The organism is Pseudomonas sp. 1L-C-7-B-C1, assembly GCF_057291635.1.
This window is the reverse complement of the sequence record NZ_JBXAWH010000014.1, coordinates 156,769-174,439: the sequence shown is the minus strand read 5'-3', so window position 1 is coordinate 174,439 and position 17,671 is coordinate 156,769. Positions and strand designations below refer to the sequence as shown.

Annotated in this window: 13 protein-coding genes, 1 tRNA gene and 1 pseudogene; 9 read left to right on the top strand and 6 right to left on the bottom strand. The window is 58.6% G+C overall.

Annotated features, from left to right (window positions below; genetic code table 11):
• The first annotated feature begins 28 nt into the window (after positions 1–28).
• The 3 genes from AC0Z8Z_RS21375 to AC0Z8Z_RS21365 all read left to right on the top strand — a co-directional run bounded on the left by AC0Z8Z_RS21375 (position 29) and on the right by AC0Z8Z_RS21365 (position 4,159).
• Positions 29–1,300: a YeaH/YhbH family protein gene (locus AC0Z8Z_RS21375; protein WP_074886967.1), complete on the top strand. Its 1,272-nt coding sequence runs from the start codon at positions 29–31 to the stop codon at positions 1,298–1,300.
• Positions 1,297–2,859 (top strand): SpoVR family protein, encoded by a 1,563-nt coding sequence (locus tag AC0Z8Z_RS21370; protein ID WP_108121120.1) that lies wholly within the window; start codon positions 1,297–1,299, stop codon positions 2,857–2,859. The genes AC0Z8Z_RS21375 and AC0Z8Z_RS21370 overlap by 4 nt, the downstream gene beginning before the upstream one ends.
• 70 nt (positions 2,860–2,929) lie before the next feature.
• Entirely contained in the window at positions 2,930–4,159 is a 1,230-nt protein-coding gene (locus AC0Z8Z_RS21365; RefSeq protein ID WP_485620421.1) for a multifunctional CCA addition/repair protein, read from the top strand.
• A gap of 47 nt (positions 4,160–4,206) precedes the next feature.
• Here the strand turns inward: AC0Z8Z_RS21365 and folK are convergent, their stop codons facing one another.
• Together folK and folB are read right to left on the bottom strand one after the other, a co-directional pair.
• Positions 4,207–4,734, bottom strand: coding sequence for a 2-amino-4-hydroxy-6-hydroxymethyldihydropteridine diphosphokinase (gene folK / locus AC0Z8Z_RS21360; RefSeq protein WP_485620420.1), 528 nt, complete (start codon positions 4,732–4,734; stop codon positions 4,207–4,209).
• Positions 4,725–5,078: a dihydroneopterin aldolase gene (folB, locus tag AC0Z8Z_RS21355; RefSeq protein WP_074886956.1), complete on the bottom strand. Its 354-nt coding sequence runs from the start codon at positions 5,076–5,078 to the stop codon at positions 4,725–4,727. The genes folK and folB overlap by 10 nt, the downstream gene beginning before the upstream one ends.
• Positions 5,079–5,152: 74 nt before the next feature.
• Here folB and plsY point away from each other — a divergent pair, with 74 nt between their 5' ends.
• Entirely contained in the window at positions 5,153–5,722 is a 570-nt protein-coding gene (gene plsY, locus AC0Z8Z_RS21350; protein WP_074886952.1) for a glycerol-3-phosphate 1-O-acyltransferase PlsY, read from the top strand.
• A gap of 48 nt (positions 5,723–5,770) precedes the next feature.
• On the opposite strand, the gene tsaD is transcribed toward plsY, so the two are convergent.
• Positions 5,771–6,796, bottom strand: coding sequence for a tRNA (adenosine(37)-N6)-threonylcarbamoyltransferase complex transferase subunit TsaD (gene tsaD, locus AC0Z8Z_RS21345; protein WP_122536608.1), 1,026 nt, complete (start codon positions 6,794–6,796; stop codon positions 5,771–5,773).
• A 196-nt stretch (positions 6,797–6,992) separates the two neighbouring features.
• Between tsaD and rpsU the strand changes: the two genes are divergently transcribed.
• The 5 genes and pseudogenes from rpsU to AC0Z8Z_RS21320 all read left to right on the top strand — a co-directional run bounded on the left by rpsU (position 6,993) and on the right by AC0Z8Z_RS21320 (position 14,825).
• Positions 6,993–7,208 (top strand): 30S ribosomal protein S21, encoded by a 216-nt coding sequence (gene rpsU / locus AC0Z8Z_RS21340; protein WP_002551877.1) that lies wholly within the window; start codon positions 6,993–6,995, stop codon positions 7,206–7,208.
• A 262-nt stretch (positions 7,209–7,470) separates the two neighbouring features.
• Positions 7,471–9,438, top strand: a complete 1,968-nt coding sequence (dnaG, locus tag AC0Z8Z_RS21335) for a DNA primase (protein ID WP_122624516.1) — start codon at positions 7,471–7,473, stop codon at positions 9,436–9,438.
• A 67-nt stretch (positions 9,439–9,505) separates the two neighbouring features.
• A complete protein-coding gene (gene rpoD / locus AC0Z8Z_RS21330) occupies positions 9,506–11,350 on the top strand; it encodes an RNA polymerase sigma factor RpoD (RefSeq protein WP_205486444.1) in 1,845 nt (614 codons plus the stop codon).
• A 440-nt stretch (positions 11,351–11,790) separates the two neighbouring features.
• A pseudogene (locus tag AC0Z8Z_RS21325) lies at positions 11,791–14,733 on the top strand (sensor domain-containing protein); the annotation flags it as partial.
• Positions 14,734–14,748: 15 nt separating this feature from the next.
• Positions 14,749–14,825, top strand: a tRNA-Ile gene (locus AC0Z8Z_RS21320).
• Between the two features lie 166 nt (positions 14,826–14,991).
• Here the strand turns inward: AC0Z8Z_RS21320 and AC0Z8Z_RS21315 are convergent.
• The 3 genes from AC0Z8Z_RS21315 to AC0Z8Z_RS21305 all read right to left on the bottom strand — a co-directional run bounded on the left by AC0Z8Z_RS21315 (position 14,992) and on the right by AC0Z8Z_RS21305 (position 17,648).
• Positions 14,992–15,504 carry a WYL domain-containing protein gene (locus AC0Z8Z_RS21315; RefSeq protein ID WP_485620419.1) on the bottom strand — a complete coding sequence of 171 codons (513 nt, stop codon included), beginning with the start codon at positions 15,502–15,504 and terminating at the stop codon, positions 14,992–14,994.
• 240 nt (positions 15,505–15,744) lie between these two features.
• Positions 15,745–16,902: a glutathionylspermidine synthase family protein gene (locus tag AC0Z8Z_RS21310; protein ID WP_485620418.1), complete on the bottom strand. Its 1,158-nt coding sequence runs from the start codon at positions 16,900–16,902 to the stop codon at positions 15,745–15,747.
• A 14-nt stretch (positions 16,903–16,916) separates the two neighbouring features.
• A complete protein-coding gene (locus AC0Z8Z_RS21305) occupies positions 16,917–17,648 on the bottom strand; it encodes a DUF1190 domain-containing protein (RefSeq protein ID WP_485620417.1) in 732 nt (243 codons plus the stop codon).
• Positions 17,649–17,671: the final 23 nt, after the last annotated feature.

Here is a 17,671-nt window from a genome sequence, read left to right as displayed (position 1 = left end):
CACAACTTGAAGCTCCCCGGAGGGGCCTATGAGCTATGTGATCGACCGACGTCTCAATGGCAAGAACAAGAGCACGGTAAATAGGCAGCGCTTTCTTCGCCGTTACCGTGACCACATCAAGAAAGCAGTAGAAGAAGCCGTCAGCCGGCGCTCCATTACTGACATGGAGCACGGCGAACAGATCAGTATTCCGGGGCGGGATATCGACGAGCCGGTCCTGCACCATGGTCGCGGCGGCAAGCAGACAGTGGTTCACCCGGGTAACAAGGAGTTCACCACCGGTGAGCACATCGCCCGTCCGCAAGGAGGCGGTGGTGGAAAAGGGCCTGGCAAGGCGGGCAACTCCGGCGAAGGCATGGATGAGTTCGTGTTCCAGATCACCCAGGAAGAATTCCTCGAATTCATGTTCGAGGACTTGGAGCTGCCCAATCTGGTCAAGCGCAACCTGAGCGGCACTGACACCTTCAAGACCGTTCGCGCGGGGATCAGCAACGAAGGCAACCCGTCACGCATCAACATCATCCGCACATTGCGCTCGGCCCATGCGCGGCGTATCGCGCTGTCCGGCAGCAGCAGGGCCAAGCTGCGGCAAGTGCAGGCTGAACTGGAACGCCTCAGGATCGAGGAGCCCGACAACTTCGGCGACATCCAGGAACTGGAAATCGAGGCCGCAAAACTTCAGGCGCGCATCCGTCGCGTCCCGTATCTGGACACCTTCGACCTCAAGTACAACCTGCTGGTCAAACAGCCGAACCCAAGTTCCAAAGCCGTGATGTTCTGTCTGATGGATGTTTCCGGGTCGATGACCCAGGCGACCAAAGACATCGCCAAGCGCTTCTTCATCCTGCTGTATCTGTTTCTCAAGCGTAACTACGACAAGATCGAAGTCGTCTTCATCCGCCACCACACCAGCGCGCGCGAGGTCGACGAAGAGGAGTTTTTCTATTCACGGGAAACCGGCGGCACCATCGTTTCCAGCGCATTGAAGCTGATGCAGGAGATCATGGCCGAGCGCTACCCCACCAACGAATGGAATATCTACGCAGCGCAAGCCTCTGACGGCGACAACTGGAACGATGACTCGCCTATTTGCCGCGATATTCTGATCAAACAGATCATGCCGTTCGTGCAGTACTACACCTACGTCGAAATCACCCCGCGCGAACATCAGGCGCTGTGGTTCGAATACGAGCGCATCGGTGAAGCCTTCGCCGACACGTTCGCCCAGCAGCAGCTGGTCTCTGCCGGTGATATCTATCCGGTGTTCCGTGAACTCTTCCAGCGCAGGTTAGTGACATGACCGCTAGAGAGCAGAAGCGCCAACCCCTTTCCACGGGTTCAGAGTGGACGTTCGAACTGATCCAGGCCTACGACCGGGAAATCAGCCGCATCGCCGAACGTTATGCGCTGGACACTTACCCCAACCAGATTGAGGTGATCACCGCCGAGCAAATGATGGACGCCTACGCGTCTGTCGGCATGCCGCTGGGTTATCACCATTGGTCCTACGGCAAACACTTCCTCAGTACGGAAAAATCCTATTCGCGCGGGCAGATGGGTCTGGCCTACGAGATCGTCATCAACTCCGACCCGTGCATCGCCTACCTGATGGAAGAGAACACTATCTGCATGCAGGCACTGGTTGTGGCCCATGCCTGCTACGGGCATAACAGCTTTTTCAAGGGCAACTACCTGTTCCGCACCTGGACCGACGCCAGTTCGATCATCGATTACCTGGTCTTCGCCAAGCAGTACATCATGCAATGCGAAGAGCGCCACGGGATCGATGCGGTCGAGGATCTGCTCGACTCGTGCCACGCGCTGATGAACTACGGCGTCGATCGCTACAAGCGGCCCTACCCGATTTCGGCAGAAGAAGAACGCCGCCGCATGAAGGATCGGGAGGAGCATCTGCAGAAACAGATCAACGACCTGTGGCGCACGATTCCGAAAAGCGCCAGCAAGAACGACAAAGAGGATTTCTCACGCTTCCCCGCCGAGCCTCAGGAAAACATCCTTTACTTCATCGAAAAACACGCACCGTTGCTGGAGCCTTGGCAGCGTGAAGTCGTGCGCATCGTGCGCAAGATCGCCCAGTATTTTTACCCGCAGCGTCAGACCCAGGTGATGAACGAGGGCTGGGCCACGTTCTGGCATTACACGCTTATGAACGATCTGTACGACGAGGGGCTGGTGACTGACGGCTTCATGCTGGAATTTCTGACCTCTCACACCAGCGTTGTCTACCAGCCGGGTTTCGACAGTCCCTACTACAGTGGTATCAATCCCTACACCCTGGGCTTTGCCATGTATCAGGACATCCGGCGGATGTGCGAGCACCCGACCGAAGAGGACCGCCAGTGGTTTCCTGATCTGGCCGGCACCGACTGGCTGACGGCGGTGAAATTTGCGATGAGCAGCTTCAAGGACGAGAGCTTCATCCTGCAGTACCTGTCGCCCAAGGTGATCCGAGACCTGAAGCTGTTCAGCATCCTCGACGATGATCAGAAGGATGATCTCCTCGTGCCCGCCATCCACGATGAAACCGGCTACAAGGTGATTCGTGAAACCCTCGCCGCGCAATACAACCTCGGCAACCGCGAGCCCAACGTGCAGATCTACAGCATTGACCGGCGCGGCGATCGCTCCCTGACCCTGCGTCATCAGCAGCACGACCGCAAACCCCTCGGTGACTCCACGGACGAAGTGCTGAAGCACCTGCATCGGCTGTGGGGTTTTGATATCCATCTGGAAACGCTGCAAGGCGACCAGGTGATGAAAGTCCACCATGTGCCGCCGAGAAGCGAACACGCTGACAGTGACTATCCCCGGCTGGACCTGGCGGTCGTCCACTTATAGACCCTAAGCGTTTCCAGCCTCCGCGATTGCGACTTAAGGTTTATCCTGTCGCGCTCACGGAGGCTTTTTTATGCAGATTTATAAAGTTGGCGGCGCAGTACGCGATCGCCTGCTTGGCAAACCGGTCACTGACATCGACTGGGTAGTAGTGGGTGCGTCGACCGAAGAGATGCTGGTCAAGGGCTACCGCCCGGTGGGAACGGATTTCCCCGTCTTCCTGCATCCGCTGACCGGTGAGGAATACGCGCTGGCCCGCACCGAGCGCAAGACCGGCAAAGGCTACGGCGGCTTTGTTTTTCACGCCCATCCGGACGTCACGCTGGAGCAAGATCTGATCCGCCGCGACCTGACCATCAATGCTATTGCCGAAGACAAAAACGGCCAACTGACCGATCCCTACCACGGCCAGCAGGACCTGGAAGCCCGAGTATTGCGTCACGTTTCCCCCGCGTTCGCCGAAGATCCTCTGCGTGTCTTGCGCGTGGCGCGTTTCGCCGCGCGCTATGCCCCCGACGGTTTTACCATCGCTCCGGAAACCCTCGAACTGATGCGTCAGCTGAGTAGCTCGGGTGAACTGGAAGCGCTGACACCGGAACGCAGCTGGAAGGAAATCTCCCGGGCACTGATGGAAAAAGAGCCGCAGGTGTTCATCGAGGTCCTGCGTGAATGCGGCGCCCTGAAGGTGCTGATGCCGGAAGTCGACGCGCTGTTTGGCGTGCCTCAGCCGGAAGCCCATCACCCCGAAATCGACACAGGCGTGCATGTCCTCAGCGTGTTGCATCAATCTGCCCTGCATCGCCAGCCACTCAGCGTGCGCTGGGCCTGCCTGCTGCACGACCTGGGCAAAGGGCTCACGCCGCAGGAGGAATGGCCGCGCCACATCGCCCACGAGCATAAAGGGCTCAAAGCGATCAAGGCGGTCAACCAGCGCTTCAAAGTGCCAAGGGACTGTCAGGAACTGGCGCTGCTGGTGGGCGAATATCACACCCACGGCCATCGCGCGCTGGAGCTGAAGCCGTCGACATTGCTGGATCTGCTGCAGAGCTTTGACGTGTATCGCCGACCGCAACGCTTCGAGGAATTCATCGCCGCCTGCGAAATGGACGCCCGAGGCCGCAAGGGGTTTGAGGAGCGCACGTATCCGCAAGCCGAATATCTGCGCGGTGCTGCCGAAGCGGCGCGGCAAGTGGCGGTTCAGCCACTATTGGAGAAAGGTTTTCAGGGCCAGCAATTAGGCGAAGCGCTCAAGCGAGAGCGGCTGGATACGCTGAAGGTGTACAAGGCGTCGTATCAGCTTTAAGCCGCTGAGTTGGCCGCGGCGCCGTCGAGCTGAATGTCGGACGCCTGTTAGACCGCAGGAAGCAGGATGGCCGGGGTGAGCTGCTCGCCGCGCCATTCGAAGGCGACCGGCCAGAGCTTCTGATCGATGTTCGCTTCAGCCCACAGCTGGGCAAACGACACACCGACCTCAGGGTGCAGACGCTGCGGCGCGATCAGGGACAACGGCCACAGCACGAACGCATTTTTGAGGATTTCGGCGCGGGGCAGAATCAGGCCGTCGAAGTTGCCGACCTGTTCGCCATACAGCAGGACGTCGATATCCAGCGGCAAACCCTTGCGATCAGGAGCATAACGACCGTTATCGGCTTCGATGAATTTCAGGCGGCGGTCCAGTTCGGTCAGCGGCAGATCTGTCAGTGCCGAAACCACCAGGTTGAAAAACGGCCCGCTCTTGATCCCCACCGGGTGACTTTCGAACACCGGCGAGAGGGTCATGTCGGTGAGGAATTCGGCAAGTGCGTCGAGGCCGGCGCACAGATGGCGCTCCCGCTCGATATTGCTGCCCAGTCCCAGAAAAATCCGTATCAGCGACATCCGCGCTCGATCTCCACCCCAACGCCCTTCGCCGCTGGCACGGCTCCCGGCTTGGTCAATTTGAGGTGCAGCCAGGGAATATTGAACTCGCTCATCAGTACTTCGGCGAGTCGCTCGGCGAAGGTTTCAACCAGCTGGAATTGAGAGGCTTCGGCGAACGCCTGAATCCGTGCGGACACACTGGCATAATCGAGCGCTTTGCTCAGGTCGTCGCCTGCAGCTGCAGGCCGATTGTCCCAGGCAAAACTCAGGTCCAGGCGCAGGCACTGGCGAATGCCACGTTCCCAGTCGTAGGCGCCGATGACGGTATCGACCTCCAGACCTTCAATGAAAACTCTGTCCAAGCCTGTCTCTCCGTTGCACGACAAGGGCGCGATGCGCCGTTAGAATCAAGGCAACCTCGCCCGGAATGGTTAGCATGTTTTGGTTACTGGCGGTCCTCGCCTACCTGCTCGGCTCACTGTCCTTCGCCATCCTGATCAGCCGCATAACCGGTCGCCCGGACCCGCGCGCCAGTGGCTCGGGCAACGCCGGCGCGACTAATATGCTGCGCCTGGCCGGCAAGAAACTCGCGGTACTGACGCTGATCGGCGACGTCTGCAAAGGCATGATCCCGGTGCTGATCGCCAGAGGATTGGACCTCGACCCACGACTGCAAGCCTGGATCGGACTGTGCGCAGTGCTGGGGCATCTGTTCCCGCTGTACTTCCGTTTTCGTGGCGGCAAGGGCGTGGCCACGGCCGCCGGCATGTTGCTGGCCTTGTACCCGCCAGCTGCCCTGCTCGCCATCGGCGCCTGGCTGCTGACGTTCTACCTCACTCGCACCAGCTCGTTGGCCTCGTTGATCGCCACGCCGCTGACGCTGCCGCTGCTCGCATGGCAGGAACCCCACGCGTTACTGCCGATGAGCGTGTTAACGCTGCTCATCGTCTGGCGCCATCGCGGCAATCTACGCGACCTGTTTGCCGGGCGCGAACGGCATTTCTGAAGCTACGCCCTGCCACAACCCCCACCAGGCGCTCGAACCGATTGCCCATCAAAGACCGGGTAACTGCTCCATCGGCCAGCGCGCCTGCACGGTAATGCTCAAACTTTCCCTCTGCCCCGCCTGCAAACGCTGGCAGCCGGCAAAAGCGATCATCGCGCCGTTGTCGGTGCAGAACTCAGGCCGGGCGTAATAAACATTTCCGCCCAGGCCATCGAGCATCTGCTCCAAGGACAGACGCAACGCCTTGTTCGCGCTCACGCCGCCGGCGATGACCAGACGCTTGAGCCCGGTCTGCTTCAGCGCCCGTTTGCACTTGATGGTCAAAGTGTCCACCACCGCCTGCTGGAAGGCCAGCGAGATGTCGCAACGGGTTTGCTCGCTGTCGTCCCCGGTGCTTTGGCACTGCTGCCAGGTGTTCAAGGAGAACGTCTTCAAGCCGCTGAAGCTGAAATCCAGCCCGGGGCGATCTGTCATCGGACGCGGAAAGATAAAGCGCCCGGCCACACCGGATTGCGCCAGACGGGAAATCTCCGGACCGCCGGGGTAATTCAGGCCCATCATCTTCGCGGTTTTGTCGAACGCTTCGCCGGCGGCGTCGTCCAGAGTCTCGCCAAGCAACTCGTAGAGACCAATGCCATCGACGCGAACAAGCTGCGTATGGCCGCCGGAAACCAACAAAGCGACGAACGGAAACTCTGGGGGATTTTCTTCCAGCATGGGGGCCAGCAAATGCCCTTCCATGTGGTGAACACCCAGCGCCGGGATGTCCCACGCAAAGGCCAGCGCCTGTGCGCAGGAGGCACCCACCAGCAGGGCCCCGACCAGCCCTGGGCCAGCGGTATAAGCGATGGCATCGATCTCGGTCACGGCACAGTCGGCCTCGGCCAACACCTGACGAATCAAGGGCAGCATGCGTTTCACGTGGTCACGGGAGGCAAGCTCCGGGACCACCCCGCCGTAGACGCGGTGCAGGTCGATCTGGCTGAATAATGCGTCGGCAAGCAGCCCGCGTTCGCTGTCGTACAGCGCGACACCTGTCTCATCGCAGGAAGTTTCCATTCCCAGTACTAGCATGGGGTACGCCTTGTTGGGGCTGAATTCGAAGGCGCGCATAATAGTCGCCGCTCATGCCTGCGACCAGTGCTTTTCGATCAGAGGCTTTGCATTCCGCGAAGCAAGGGGTTAACATCCGCAACCCTTAAAAACCGACGTACTTAGTGCAAGCGTTGCAGTAAGCGTTGACCCCGGTAATGAATGAAGGTAGCTCTGGATGCCAGCCGTCAAAGTTAAAGAGAACGAACCCTTCGACGTAGCTCTGCGTCGTTTCAAGCGCTCCTGCGAAAAAGCCGGTGTTCTGGCTGAAGTTCGTAGCCGCGAATTTTACGAGAAGCCGACTTCTGAGCGTAAGCGTAAAGCAGCAGCTGCTGTTAAGCGTCACGCCAAGAAAGTACAGCGCGAACAGCGCCGCGCCGTTCGTCTGTATTAATACAGACGTCTGACGCAAGCTTCTGCCTTGCCCGGCCTTCAAAGCCGGGCTGTCGGCAGTTGCAGTTCTAGCCTCACGTAACACCGATAAAGCAACACAAGACAGAGGCTGTTGACGCCGCAGATGCGACCGAGACAAACCCCGTCGATTTCTTCCAGCCTGATTCAGGCCGCGTTGACCCGTCTACACTGACCAAGCAACCGTCGTTACGGTTTGGATTCGCCACGATCTTTCTGGCGGGGCGCCTGATGATGAGAACGCCATGGCCGGACTGATTCCCCAAGGTTTTATTGACGACCTCCTGAACCGCACCGACATCGTCGATGTTGTCAGCTCACGCGTTCAATTAAAAAAGACCGGCAAGAACTTCAGCGCCTGTTGTCCTTTCCATAAAGAGAAGACACCGTCGTTCAGCGTCAGCCCGGACAAACAGTTCTATTACTGCTTCGGCTGTGGCGCGGGTGGCAATGCCCTCGGCTTCATCATGGACCACGACAACCTGGATTTTCCCCAGGCCGTCGAGGACCTGGCCAAAGCGGCCGGGATGGAAGTCCCTCGCGAACAAGGCGTCAAAGGGCAAAAGCCCCGACAGCCTACCGATTCGCCGCTCTACCCTCTATTAACAGCCGCCGCCGATTTTTACCGGGCCGCGCTGAAGAGCCATCCAACGCGAAAATCTGCGGTGGAATACCTGAAAGGCCGTGGCCTGTCAGGTGAGATTGCCCGCGATTTCGGACTGGGCTTCGCCCCTCCTGGCTGGGACAACCTCTACAAGCACCTTAGCAGCGACACTCTTCAGCAGAAGGCGATGATCGATGCCGGCTTGCTGATCGAAAACGCCGAAACCGGCAAACGCTACGACCGCTTCCGCGACCGGGTGATGTTCCCCATTCGCGACAGTCGCGGCCGTGTGATCGCATTTGGCGGGCGGGTATTGGGCGACGACAAGCCCAAATACCTGAACTCTCCTGAAACCCCGGTGTTTCATAAGGGTCAGGAGTTGTACGGTTTATTCGAAGCTCGCAAATTTAACCGTAACCTGGACGAGATTATCGTCGTCGAAGGCTACATGGATGTCATTGCACTGGCCCAACAGGGCTTGCGCAATGCTGTCGCGACGCTGGGTACGGCGACCAGCGAAGAGCATTTGAAACGGCTATTTCGTGTGGTGCCGAACGTGTTGTTCTGCTTCGATGGTGACCAGGCTGGCCGAAACGCTGCCTGGCGCGCACTGGAAGCGACGATTCCCGGTTTGCAGGACGGCCGGCGCGCGAGGTTTCTGTTCCTGCCCGAAGGGGAGGATCCCGACACCTTGGTGCGCGCCGAAGGCACTGACGCGTTCAAGGCGAGAATCAACCAGCACGCACAACCGCTGGCTGACTATTTTTTCGAGCAACTGACCAAGGAGGCCGATCCGCGCTCCCTGGAAGGCAAGGCGCACATGGTGACACTGGCCGCGCCGCTGATCGAAAAAGTGCCGGGCGCCAATTTGCGCGAGCTGATGCGCCGACGACTGAAAGAGATCACCGGGCTGGACACCGCCGCGGTCAACCAGTTGATGCAGTCCGCTCCGGTTGAAGCTCAGCCCAGCTACGATCCGGGCTTCGATTACGAGGCCGTGCCGGATTACGGCGATTATCAGCAGCACGATTACCAGGCGCAGCAGGAATGGACACCGAACGCGCCGGGCGGTCAGCAGAAGAAATGGGACAAGAAGCCGTGGGAAAAAGGCAAGAAATGGGACAAGAACGGCAAGCGTCCTGATTTTGAGCCTCGCGGGCCACGCACACCGGCGACGGTTGAGCCGCCGGCGCTGACAGCACTCAGAACCTTGCTGCATCACCCTGAACTGTCAGCGCAGGTTGCCAACGCCAGTACGTTCGCCGATGAAGAAAACGTGTATTCGCAGCTTCTGGTGGCACTGATTGACGCCACACAGAAAAACCCGAAGCTGCGCACCATGCAATTGATTGCCCGCTGGCATGGCACCGATCAAGGACGATTGTTGCGTCAACTGGCGGAAAAGGAATGGCTGATCTCGGCCGATAACCTTGAACAACAGTTTTTCGACACTATAACTAGCTTGTCTGCCCGCCAACGCGAGCGACATCTGGAGCAATTGATCAGGAAGGAACGGCAGTCAGGTCTGAGCGCGGAAGAAAAAGTTCAGCTGCTCAACCTGTTAAATCGCAAAGTTCCTGCACAAACCCCGACCTCAACTGGCGTGTGAGGTCATAGCTCGGGTATAATCCCCGGCTTGTTTTTTGCCCGCCAAGACCTTCAGTGGATAGGGTGTTATGTCCGGAAAAGCGCAACAGCAGTCTCGTATCAAAGAGTTGATCACCCTGGGTCGTGAGCAGAAGTATCTGACTTACGCAGAGGTCAACGACCACCTGCCTGAGGATATTTCAGATCCAGAGCAGGTGGAAGACATCATCCGCATGATCAACGACATGGGGATCCCCGTACACGAGAGTGCTCCGGATGCGGACGCCCTTATGTTGGCCGACGCCGACACCGACGAGGCAGCCGCTGAAGAAGCCGCTGCTGCGTTGGCTGCGGTCGAGACCGACATCGGTCGCACGACTGACCCAGTGCGCATGTATATGCGTGAAATGGGTACCGTCGAGCTTCTGACACGTGAAGGCGAAATCGAAATCGCCAAGCGTATCGAAGAAGGCATCCGTGAAGTGATGGGCGCCATCGCGCACTTCCCTGGCACGGTTGAGCACATTCTCTCCGAGTACACCCGCGTCACCACCGAAGGCGGTCGTCTGTCCGACGTCCTGAGCGGTTATATCGACCCGGACGACGGCATAGCGCCGCCAGCCGAAGTCCCGCCGCCAGTCGATCCGAAGGCCGAGAAGGTCGAAGGTGCTGACGACGAAGAGGAAGACGCTTCCGACGATGAAGAGGACGAGGTCGAAAGCGGCCCGGACCCAGTCATCGCCGCCCAGCGCTTCGGTGCCGTTTCAGACCAGATGGCCATTGCCCTCAAGGCGCTGAAAAAGCACGGTCGTGGCAGCAAGCAGGCCAACGCTGAACTGCTGGCTCTGGCCGAGCTGTTCATGCCGATCAAGCTGGTTCCAAAACAGTTTGAAGGCCTGGTTGAGCGTGTTCGCGGTGCCCTGGAGCGTCTGCGTGCACAAGAGCGTGCCATCATGCAGCTGTGTGTTCGTGACGCACGCATGCCGCGCGCCGACTTCCTGCGCCAATTCCCGGGCAATGAAGTTGACCAGAGCTGGACCGATGGGCTGGCCAAAGGCAAAAGCAAATACGCTGAAGCCATTGGTCGTCTTCAGGCCGACATTCAGCGTTGCCAGCAAAAGCTGACCGCGCTAGAAGAAGAAACCGGCTTGACCATCCTGGAAATCAAGGACATCAACCGTCGGATGTCGATCGGTGAGGCCAAGGCCCGCCGCGCGAAGAAAGAAATGGTTGAAGCCAACCTGCGTCTGGTGATCTCGATCGCCAAGAAGTACACCAACCGTGGCCTGCAATTCCTCGATCTGATCCAGGAAGGCAACATCGGTTTGATGAAGGCGGTGGACAAGTTCGAATACCGTCGTGGTTACAAGTTCTCGACGTACGCCACCTGGTGGATTCGTCAGGCGATCACTCGCTCGATCGCTGACCAGGCACGCACCATCCGTATTCCGGTGCACATGATCGAGACGATCAACAAGCTCAACCGTATTTCCCGTCAGATGTTGCAGGAAATGGGTCGCGAACCGACGCCGGAAGAGCTGGGCGAACGCATGGAAATGCCTGAGGACAAGATCCGCAAGGTGTTGAAGATCGCTAAAGAGCCGATCTCCATGGAAACCCCGATCGGTGACGACGAAGACTCGCACTTGGGTGACTTCATCGAAGACTCGACCATGCAGTCGCCAATCGATGTCGCCACGGTAGAGAGCTTGAAAGAAGCGACGCGCGAAGTGCTGTCGGGCCTCACCGCCCGTGAAGCCAAGGTACTGCGTATGCGTTTCGGTATCGACATGAACACCGACCACACCCTTGAGGAAGTCGGTAAGCAGTTCGATGTTACCCGTGAACGTATCCGTCAGATAGAAGCCAAGGCGTTGCGCAAACTGCGTCACCCGACGCGAAGCGAACACCTGCGTTCGTTCCTCGACGAGTAAGCGACACGTCGTACCAAAACCCCCGGCATTGCTGGGGGTTTTGCGTTTTAAGGAATAAATTTCCGGCAGAGTGCCACTGTTGTCCAGCGCGGCTACACTCGATTGATTCTCATCCATGAATCACCGAGGCTGCCATGATCTGGATGCCGGCCATTGCTCTCTTGTGCTTGCTCGCCCCCGCTGCAATCAGCGCCCAGACGGTGCTCGGCGATGGCCAAAACAGGCAAGCGATCCATCAAGAGTGGCTGCCCGGCGAGGATGCTGAACCTGGGAGTGCACCCGGCGTAAGCCTGCATTCGCCCACTGACTTGATCAGCAACCGATTCGCAGGTATCGATCAACGTCGCCAACCTGAGGAATTAAGCGAACTGGACGATCCTCCACCCCTATCGCAGGCGGTCACTCACTCCAGCGAACGCAGCGAGCTCTGGCATGAGTTTTTGCTGATCGGACTGCCCGGGCTGCTGGTTCTGATAACGGTGCTGGCCATTGTGGTGCGGATCAACCGTCGCCTCAGCTCGGAAATCTCTCGCCGAATTGCCCTTGAGCATGAGCTGCGCAGCAGCGAATACCACTATCGCGGGATGATCGAAAGCCTTTCGGCCATCGCGTGGGAAGCCAATACCCACGACTACTCCTACAACTACGTCTCACCCCACGCTCAGGATTTGTTGGGTTACCCGCTGCACCAGTGGCGGAGGCCCGGATTCTGGCGGAGCATCGTTCATCCGGAGGACGTCGACTACGCACAGACCTACTGCGACCGCGAGGTGGCGGAAGGTAATGATCACAGCGTTGATTATCGAGTCCTGAGTGCCGACGGCAGGGTGGTCTGGATCCGCGACATTGTGAGCATGATCGGCTATGGGCAAGAACCCGTGATGCGCGGGCTGATGATCGACATCAGCGAAGCCAAGCAAACCGAGGAAGCGCTGCGCCTGTCGGAAGGGAAGTTCGCCTCGGTGTTCGCTCAATGCCCTGACATGCTGGTCATCGCACGTCTTTCCGACGGCTGCTTTCTGGAGGCCAATCCGGCATTTGCAGAGCAAATTGGCGTCAGCCCGGCCGACGTCGTAGGGCGCGTTCCTTCCGAGCTGAATATCTGGGGTATTCCCGACATCGGCCACAGTCTGCTGCAACGCCTTCAGAAGGGCAGCATCCGCAATCTGGAAATGCCGTTTCGGCGCAGTGATGGCCGCCTGTTCACCGGGCTTCTGTCAGCCGAGCCCTTTGATCTGGACTCCACTGCCGCAGTGGTTCTGGTGGTGAGGGACATCACGCCGCTCAAGGAGGCTCAGCAACAGCTACAGATGTCCGAAGAGAAATTTGCCAAGGCGTTCCACTCCTCCCCCGACGGCCTGCTGATTACACGGCAAAACGACGGCCTGCTGGTTGAGGTGAACGACGGTTTCAGCCGCATCACTGGTTATCACAGCTCGCTGTCGCTGGACCGTACCACCCTTGACCTGGGCATCTGGGTAGACCTGAACGAGCGACAGCAACTGCTCGAGCAGTTGAGGCGCGACGGCTTTGTGAAGGACTTTACCAGCCACATCCGTCGCAGGGATGGTCAGATCCGCCTGTGCGAGATTTCCGCGCGGCCACTGCCGATTGCCGGTGAGGACTGCATGCTCACCATCGCGCGCGATATCACCGACCGGCATCAGATGCAGGAAAAGCTGCAACTGGCCGCGACGGTATTCGAAAGCACAGCGGAAGGCGTATTGATCACCGACACCCGGCAGCGGATCAACGCAGTCAACCGGGCCTTCAGCGAGATCACCGGCTACAGCGAACAGGAAGCGCTCGGCGACACGCCGCGATTGCTGGCGTCCGGACTCCACGACAGCGCGTTCTACGCCGCCATGTGGTACCAACTGACGGCAGAGGGTCATTGGCAGGGCGAGATCAGCAACCGGCGCAAGAACGGCGAGATCTACCCGAGCTGGCTGACCATCAGTGCCGTGCGCAATCGAGACAAATTCATCACCCACTTCGTTGCGGTGTTCGCTGACATCTCAAGCCTGAAGCAGGCTCAGGCCCGGCTGGATTATCAGGCGCACCACGACCCGTTGACCGGCCTGCCGAACCGGACGCTGTTTGAAAGCCGACTGCACGCCGCGCTGACCCACTCAAGAGCGGCCTACAGCCTCGGCGCGGTGTTGTTTCTGGACCTGGATCGCTTCAAGCACATCAATGACAGCCTCGGCCACCCCGTTGGAGACCTGCTATTAAAAAGCATTGCGGTGCGCCTGAAGGAGAACCTGCGCGACATCGACACCGTCGCGCGGCTCGGTGGCGATGAATTCATCATCCTGTTGCCGGGCCTGCAAAATCCGACCGACGCCGAAGTCGTCGCCACCAAGCTGCTCAACAGTTTTTCGGCGCCGTTTCAGGCGGGCGATCACGAGTTCTTCATGAGCACCAGCATCGGCAGCGCGCTGTTTCCCACAGACGGCGCGGACGTCGCCACGCTGATCAAGAATGCCGACGCGGCGATGTATCGGTCGAAGGCCAAGGGGCGCAACCGGGTCGAGCATTACACCCGAGATCTGACCGCTCAGGCCAGCGAGCGGATTGCTCTGGAACAGGAGCTGCGGCGCGCTATCGAGCGTAACGAGTTCACCCTTTCCTACCAACCCAAAATCAGTTTGCTGACATACCGGTTAGTCGGCGCCGAAGCGCTGATACGCTGGTTCCACCCCACTTTCGGCGACGTCCCACCCGAGCGGTTCATCCCGCTCGCAGAAGAAAACGGCATGATCCTGCAGATCGGCGAGTGGGTGCTCGATACGGCCTGCCAGCAATTGCACGAGTGGAACCAGCGCTACGATGTGTTTGGCCCGCTGTCGGTAAACCTTGCCGGCGCTCAATTGCGTCAGCCCAATCTGGTCAACAAGATCGAACGACTGCTGCTCCAGCACCAGTTACAACCTGGCTGTCTACAACTGGAAATCACTGAAAACTTCATCATGTCACAGACCGAAGAGGCGCTTTCCGTCCTGCATCGCCTGAAAACACTCGGCGTACAGCTGGCGATCGACGACTTCGGCACCGGCTACTCATCGCTCAGTTACCTCAAGCGCTTGCCGCTGGACATCCTCAAGATCGACCAATCGTTCGTGCGCGGCTTGCCTGATGACCCCCACGATGCGGCGATTGTCCGCGCCATCATCGCGCTGGGACGCAGCATGCAACTGACAGTCATCGCAGAAGGCGTCGAGACGCTTGAGCAACAGCAATTCCTGGCAGACGAAGGCTGCGAACAAATTCAGGGCTACCTCGTCAGCCTGCCCCTGCGCGCGGAGCAATTCTGTGCGACATTTCTTCGTACAACCGTTTCAGACGTTTCGGATGGCACAGCGCGTAAACCGTCGTTATAATCCGCGGCCTACTGAGGGCCTATAGCTCAGTTGGTTAGAGCAGGGGACTCATAATCCCTTGGTCCACGGTTCGAGTCCGTGTGGGCCCACCAAATAAAAAGCCGCGCATTGCGCGGCTTTTGTGTTTTCGAAAGTCTGAAATCGCAGAACCTCATTCTTCGCGCGAAACTTCCTCCGAATTCTCGGCCCGTTACGGCCTTCCGGCCGGCAGTCATCTTCATACCAACCGTCGCCTAGCTGCTTAATCGAAATGCCGAGCTAGTGCGAACTTAATTCAAAAAGCTGCGGGAAAGTGGCCATTTCCCCCGTGGCCGAATCAACCACCAGTCCCTTGATACGGTCAACACGAAAGGTTCGTGGCTCGCCCCGAACGTGGCAGTAACCGTTGAAGTAAATGCGCCTCGAGTCTCCCTTGGAAACCACCTTCCGCACCGTAACTTCACGATCCGATTCGCCTGTCTCGAAGCTGCGGTAAGCAAATCTGATACGCCGCTGCCCTTGCCAGAGCACCAGCCCTCCTTCCACGAAGCCATCATCCGACTTCGAAGATCTTTGGCGCGAGGGCCGGGAAGCGCGGATGTCCGACTTGGTTTCTCGGACTGCTCGATGGTAGGCAATCGTCTCGATGCACCATCCAGATAAGGCAAATGTCGCAAGCACAAGCGCTGCAACCAAAGCTCCTCCGGACCAATCGAAATACCACAAAATCAGCAGATCAATAACTGCTACGCCACCCATGAGGGTCTTGAGTGATTCAGGTTTTTTGCTCATGAACGTTCCTTGTAAAGGTGCCCACTAGGGCTGATTTCCCCGCACTCCATTGCAGGACTATTGTGATGATTGGTAGAGCCAAGTTGCTAAGGCGCTACCTCTGCTCGTTTTAGTTGCCTAGACCTGCGCCCAAATCGCTAGCTGAGGCTCCTGTCTGGACGACTTTTCCCCAGTATCGTAAGAGGTACAGTACCGGCTTTTTCGTACTAAGGCGGCACACCGACCGTAAACCCAATCCCCTCAATCAATCACCACATGCGGCAAAAACCGGCTGCTGTCCTTGGTGATCAAACTGTCGTCTTCACGAATCCCGATCCCCGAAGCCATATCCCCCACCACCCACGATCCGATCAGCGTGTAGCTGTCGCCAAAACGAGGCAACGGCGCGAATTCCTGAAGGATGTAGGGCGCATCGTTGTAAGGGCCGTCTTCGAAAATGACTTGATCAGTCGGCGTGCGAATTTCGATGTTGGCGCCTTCGCGGGAAAAGTACGGTTTGCGCACCCAACCCTTTGGTACTGCGGATTGTGGGTGTTTATCGACAAAGGACGGCAGCAGATTGGGATGCCCTTCATTGAATTCCCAAAGCAACGGCAGGATGCCTTTGTTGGAGATGATCGCCTTCCAGGCAGGCTCGATGAACTGCGTGTCGCACTGCGGGATGGCCTGGCCGTGGGGCTCATGGAAGACATGCTCCCAGGCGTGCAGCTTGAAGATACGTTCGATCCAGCGGCCTTCGAGATCGACGAATCGGCCGTTGGCATTCAGGCCGATGTCTTCGATGTCGATGTGGCGGGTTTCGATGCCGGCGTGCTCGGCCATTTTGCGCAGGAATTCGGTCGTACCCCTGTCTTCTATCGAGCCTGACATGCACGAGAAGTAGAAAGCCCCGCCCTCCCTGATTGCCGCAAAAGCCCGGACTAGGTCTTCCGCCATCGAGTTGAACTGTGAAGCGTGGGCCGGCAATACGCCGCGCTGGATCTGCTCTTCAAGCCAGATGAGCTGAAACGCGCCCGCCTCATAGGCTGACGTAGGCGTGTCCATGTTGGCTTCCAGCAGCTTGGCCGGGTTCACGCCGTCATAGCTGAAGTCAAACCGGCCATACAGATGCGGATGGCCTTCCTTCCATGAGGTGCGGACCAAGTCGAAGAACGTATCCGGAATGGCCAGCCGGGTCAGCAGCTCTTCGCTCTCGACGACCTTTTCCACGACGTCCAGGCACATGGCATGAAGTTCCTGGGTCGGCGCTTCGATGTCACGTGTGATCTGCGCTTCGGTGAACTGGTAATAGGCCCGCTCATCCCAGTAGCGCTCACCGTCGATGGTGTGAAAGTTAAACCCTTCACGCTCGGCTGTCTGGCGCCAGTCAGGACGCTCCTGAATGCTGATCCTTTTCATGGGTAACGTCCCTTTTAGCCGCCGAAGCTTGAGCCGCTGCTTTTGCCACCCCACCCGCTGCGAGCGGTGGCCTGGCTGCCGAAACCGCCACGGGATACGGAAGACGAGACCGATGAATTGCGGCCCAGGGTGCTTTTGCTGTAAGTCCCGGTCGAGCTGGTTCGCGCCTGAGTGGAGTTGCCGAAGGTCTTGCCCCGCTCGATCTGGCGCGACAATGTGGACGTCTGGTAACCCCCACGGGAGTCCCGCTCCTGGTAAATCGGCTGGGAGTAGTAACGACCGCCGCCGCCAGTGAATCCGTTGACCATGTTGCTGACGAGCATGCCCATCAGGAATCCGTTTACCCCGGAACCAAAGCCACCGCCACCGCCGCCGCCGCCCGACTGCTCGGCCTGCGCCTTCGCTGCGTCGACCTGTGACTTGGGAAGCTCACCGGAAACTTCCAGCTGGAAGCCGCCGAGCTTGGGCGTGAATTTGCCATCGGCATTCTGCTGGCAGTAATCAGGGACGAAATCTGCTTCGCAGGCTGTCTTGTCGTCGTAGGTCGGGGCTACGCGGCGGTGCTCCGCCAGCGCACTCATGTAGGCGTCCGAGCAGACATCGACCGGGACTTTTTGATCCACACAGGCTTGTACCGACGGATAGGTCTGCTGCGCGGAAACTTCCACAGTGTCGGACTTGCTGCACGCGCTGATCGCCAGCGGCAGGGTGCTGGCCAGGACCAGCTTGAGGGAACTACGTCTCATCGATAACTCCTTTCGATAACAGG

Coding starts and splice junctions, on each gene's coding strand:
- AC0Z8Z_RS21370 (WP_108121120.1), top strand. CDS start 1,297: ATGACCGCTAGAGAGCAGAAGCGCCAACCCCTTTCCACGGGTTCAGAG.
- AC0Z8Z_RS21315 (WP_485620419.1), bottom strand. CDS start 15,504: ATGAGCAAAAAACCTGAATCACTCAAGACCCTCATGGGTGGCGTAGCA.
- AC0Z8Z_RS21375 (WP_074886967.1), top strand. CDS start 29: ATGAGCTATGTGATCGACCGACGTCTCAATGGCAAGAACAAGAGCACG.
- dnaG (WP_122624516.1), top strand. CDS start 7,471: ATGGCCGGACTGATTCCCCAAGGTTTTATTGACGACCTCCTGAACCGC.
- AC0Z8Z_RS21310 (WP_485620418.1), bottom strand. CDS start 16,902: ATGAAAAGGATCAGCATTCAGGAGCGTCCTGACTGGCGCCAGACAGCC.
- AC0Z8Z_RS21365 (WP_485620421.1), top strand. CDS start 2,930: ATGCAGATTTATAAAGTTGGCGGCGCAGTACGCGATCGCCTGCTTGGC.
- rpsU (WP_002551877.1), top strand. CDS start 6,993: ATGCCAGCCGTCAAAGTTAAAGAGAACGAACCCTTCGACGTAGCTCTG.
- rpoD (WP_205486444.1), top strand. CDS start 9,506: ATGTCCGGAAAAGCGCAACAGCAGTCTCGTATCAAAGAGTTGATCACC.
- plsY (WP_074886952.1), top strand. CDS start 5,153: ATGTTTTGGTTACTGGCGGTCCTCGCCTACCTGCTCGGCTCACTGTCC.
- AC0Z8Z_RS21305 (WP_485620417.1), bottom strand. CDS start 17,648: ATGAGACGTAGTTCCCTCAAGCTGGTCCTGGCCAGCACCCTGCCGCTG.
- tsaD (WP_122536608.1), bottom strand. CDS start 6,796: ATGCTAGTACTGGGAATGGAAACTTCCTGCGATGAGACAGGTGTCGCG.
- folK (WP_485620420.1), bottom strand. CDS start 4,734: ATGTCGCTGATACGGATTTTTCTGGGACTGGGCAGCAATATCGAGCGG.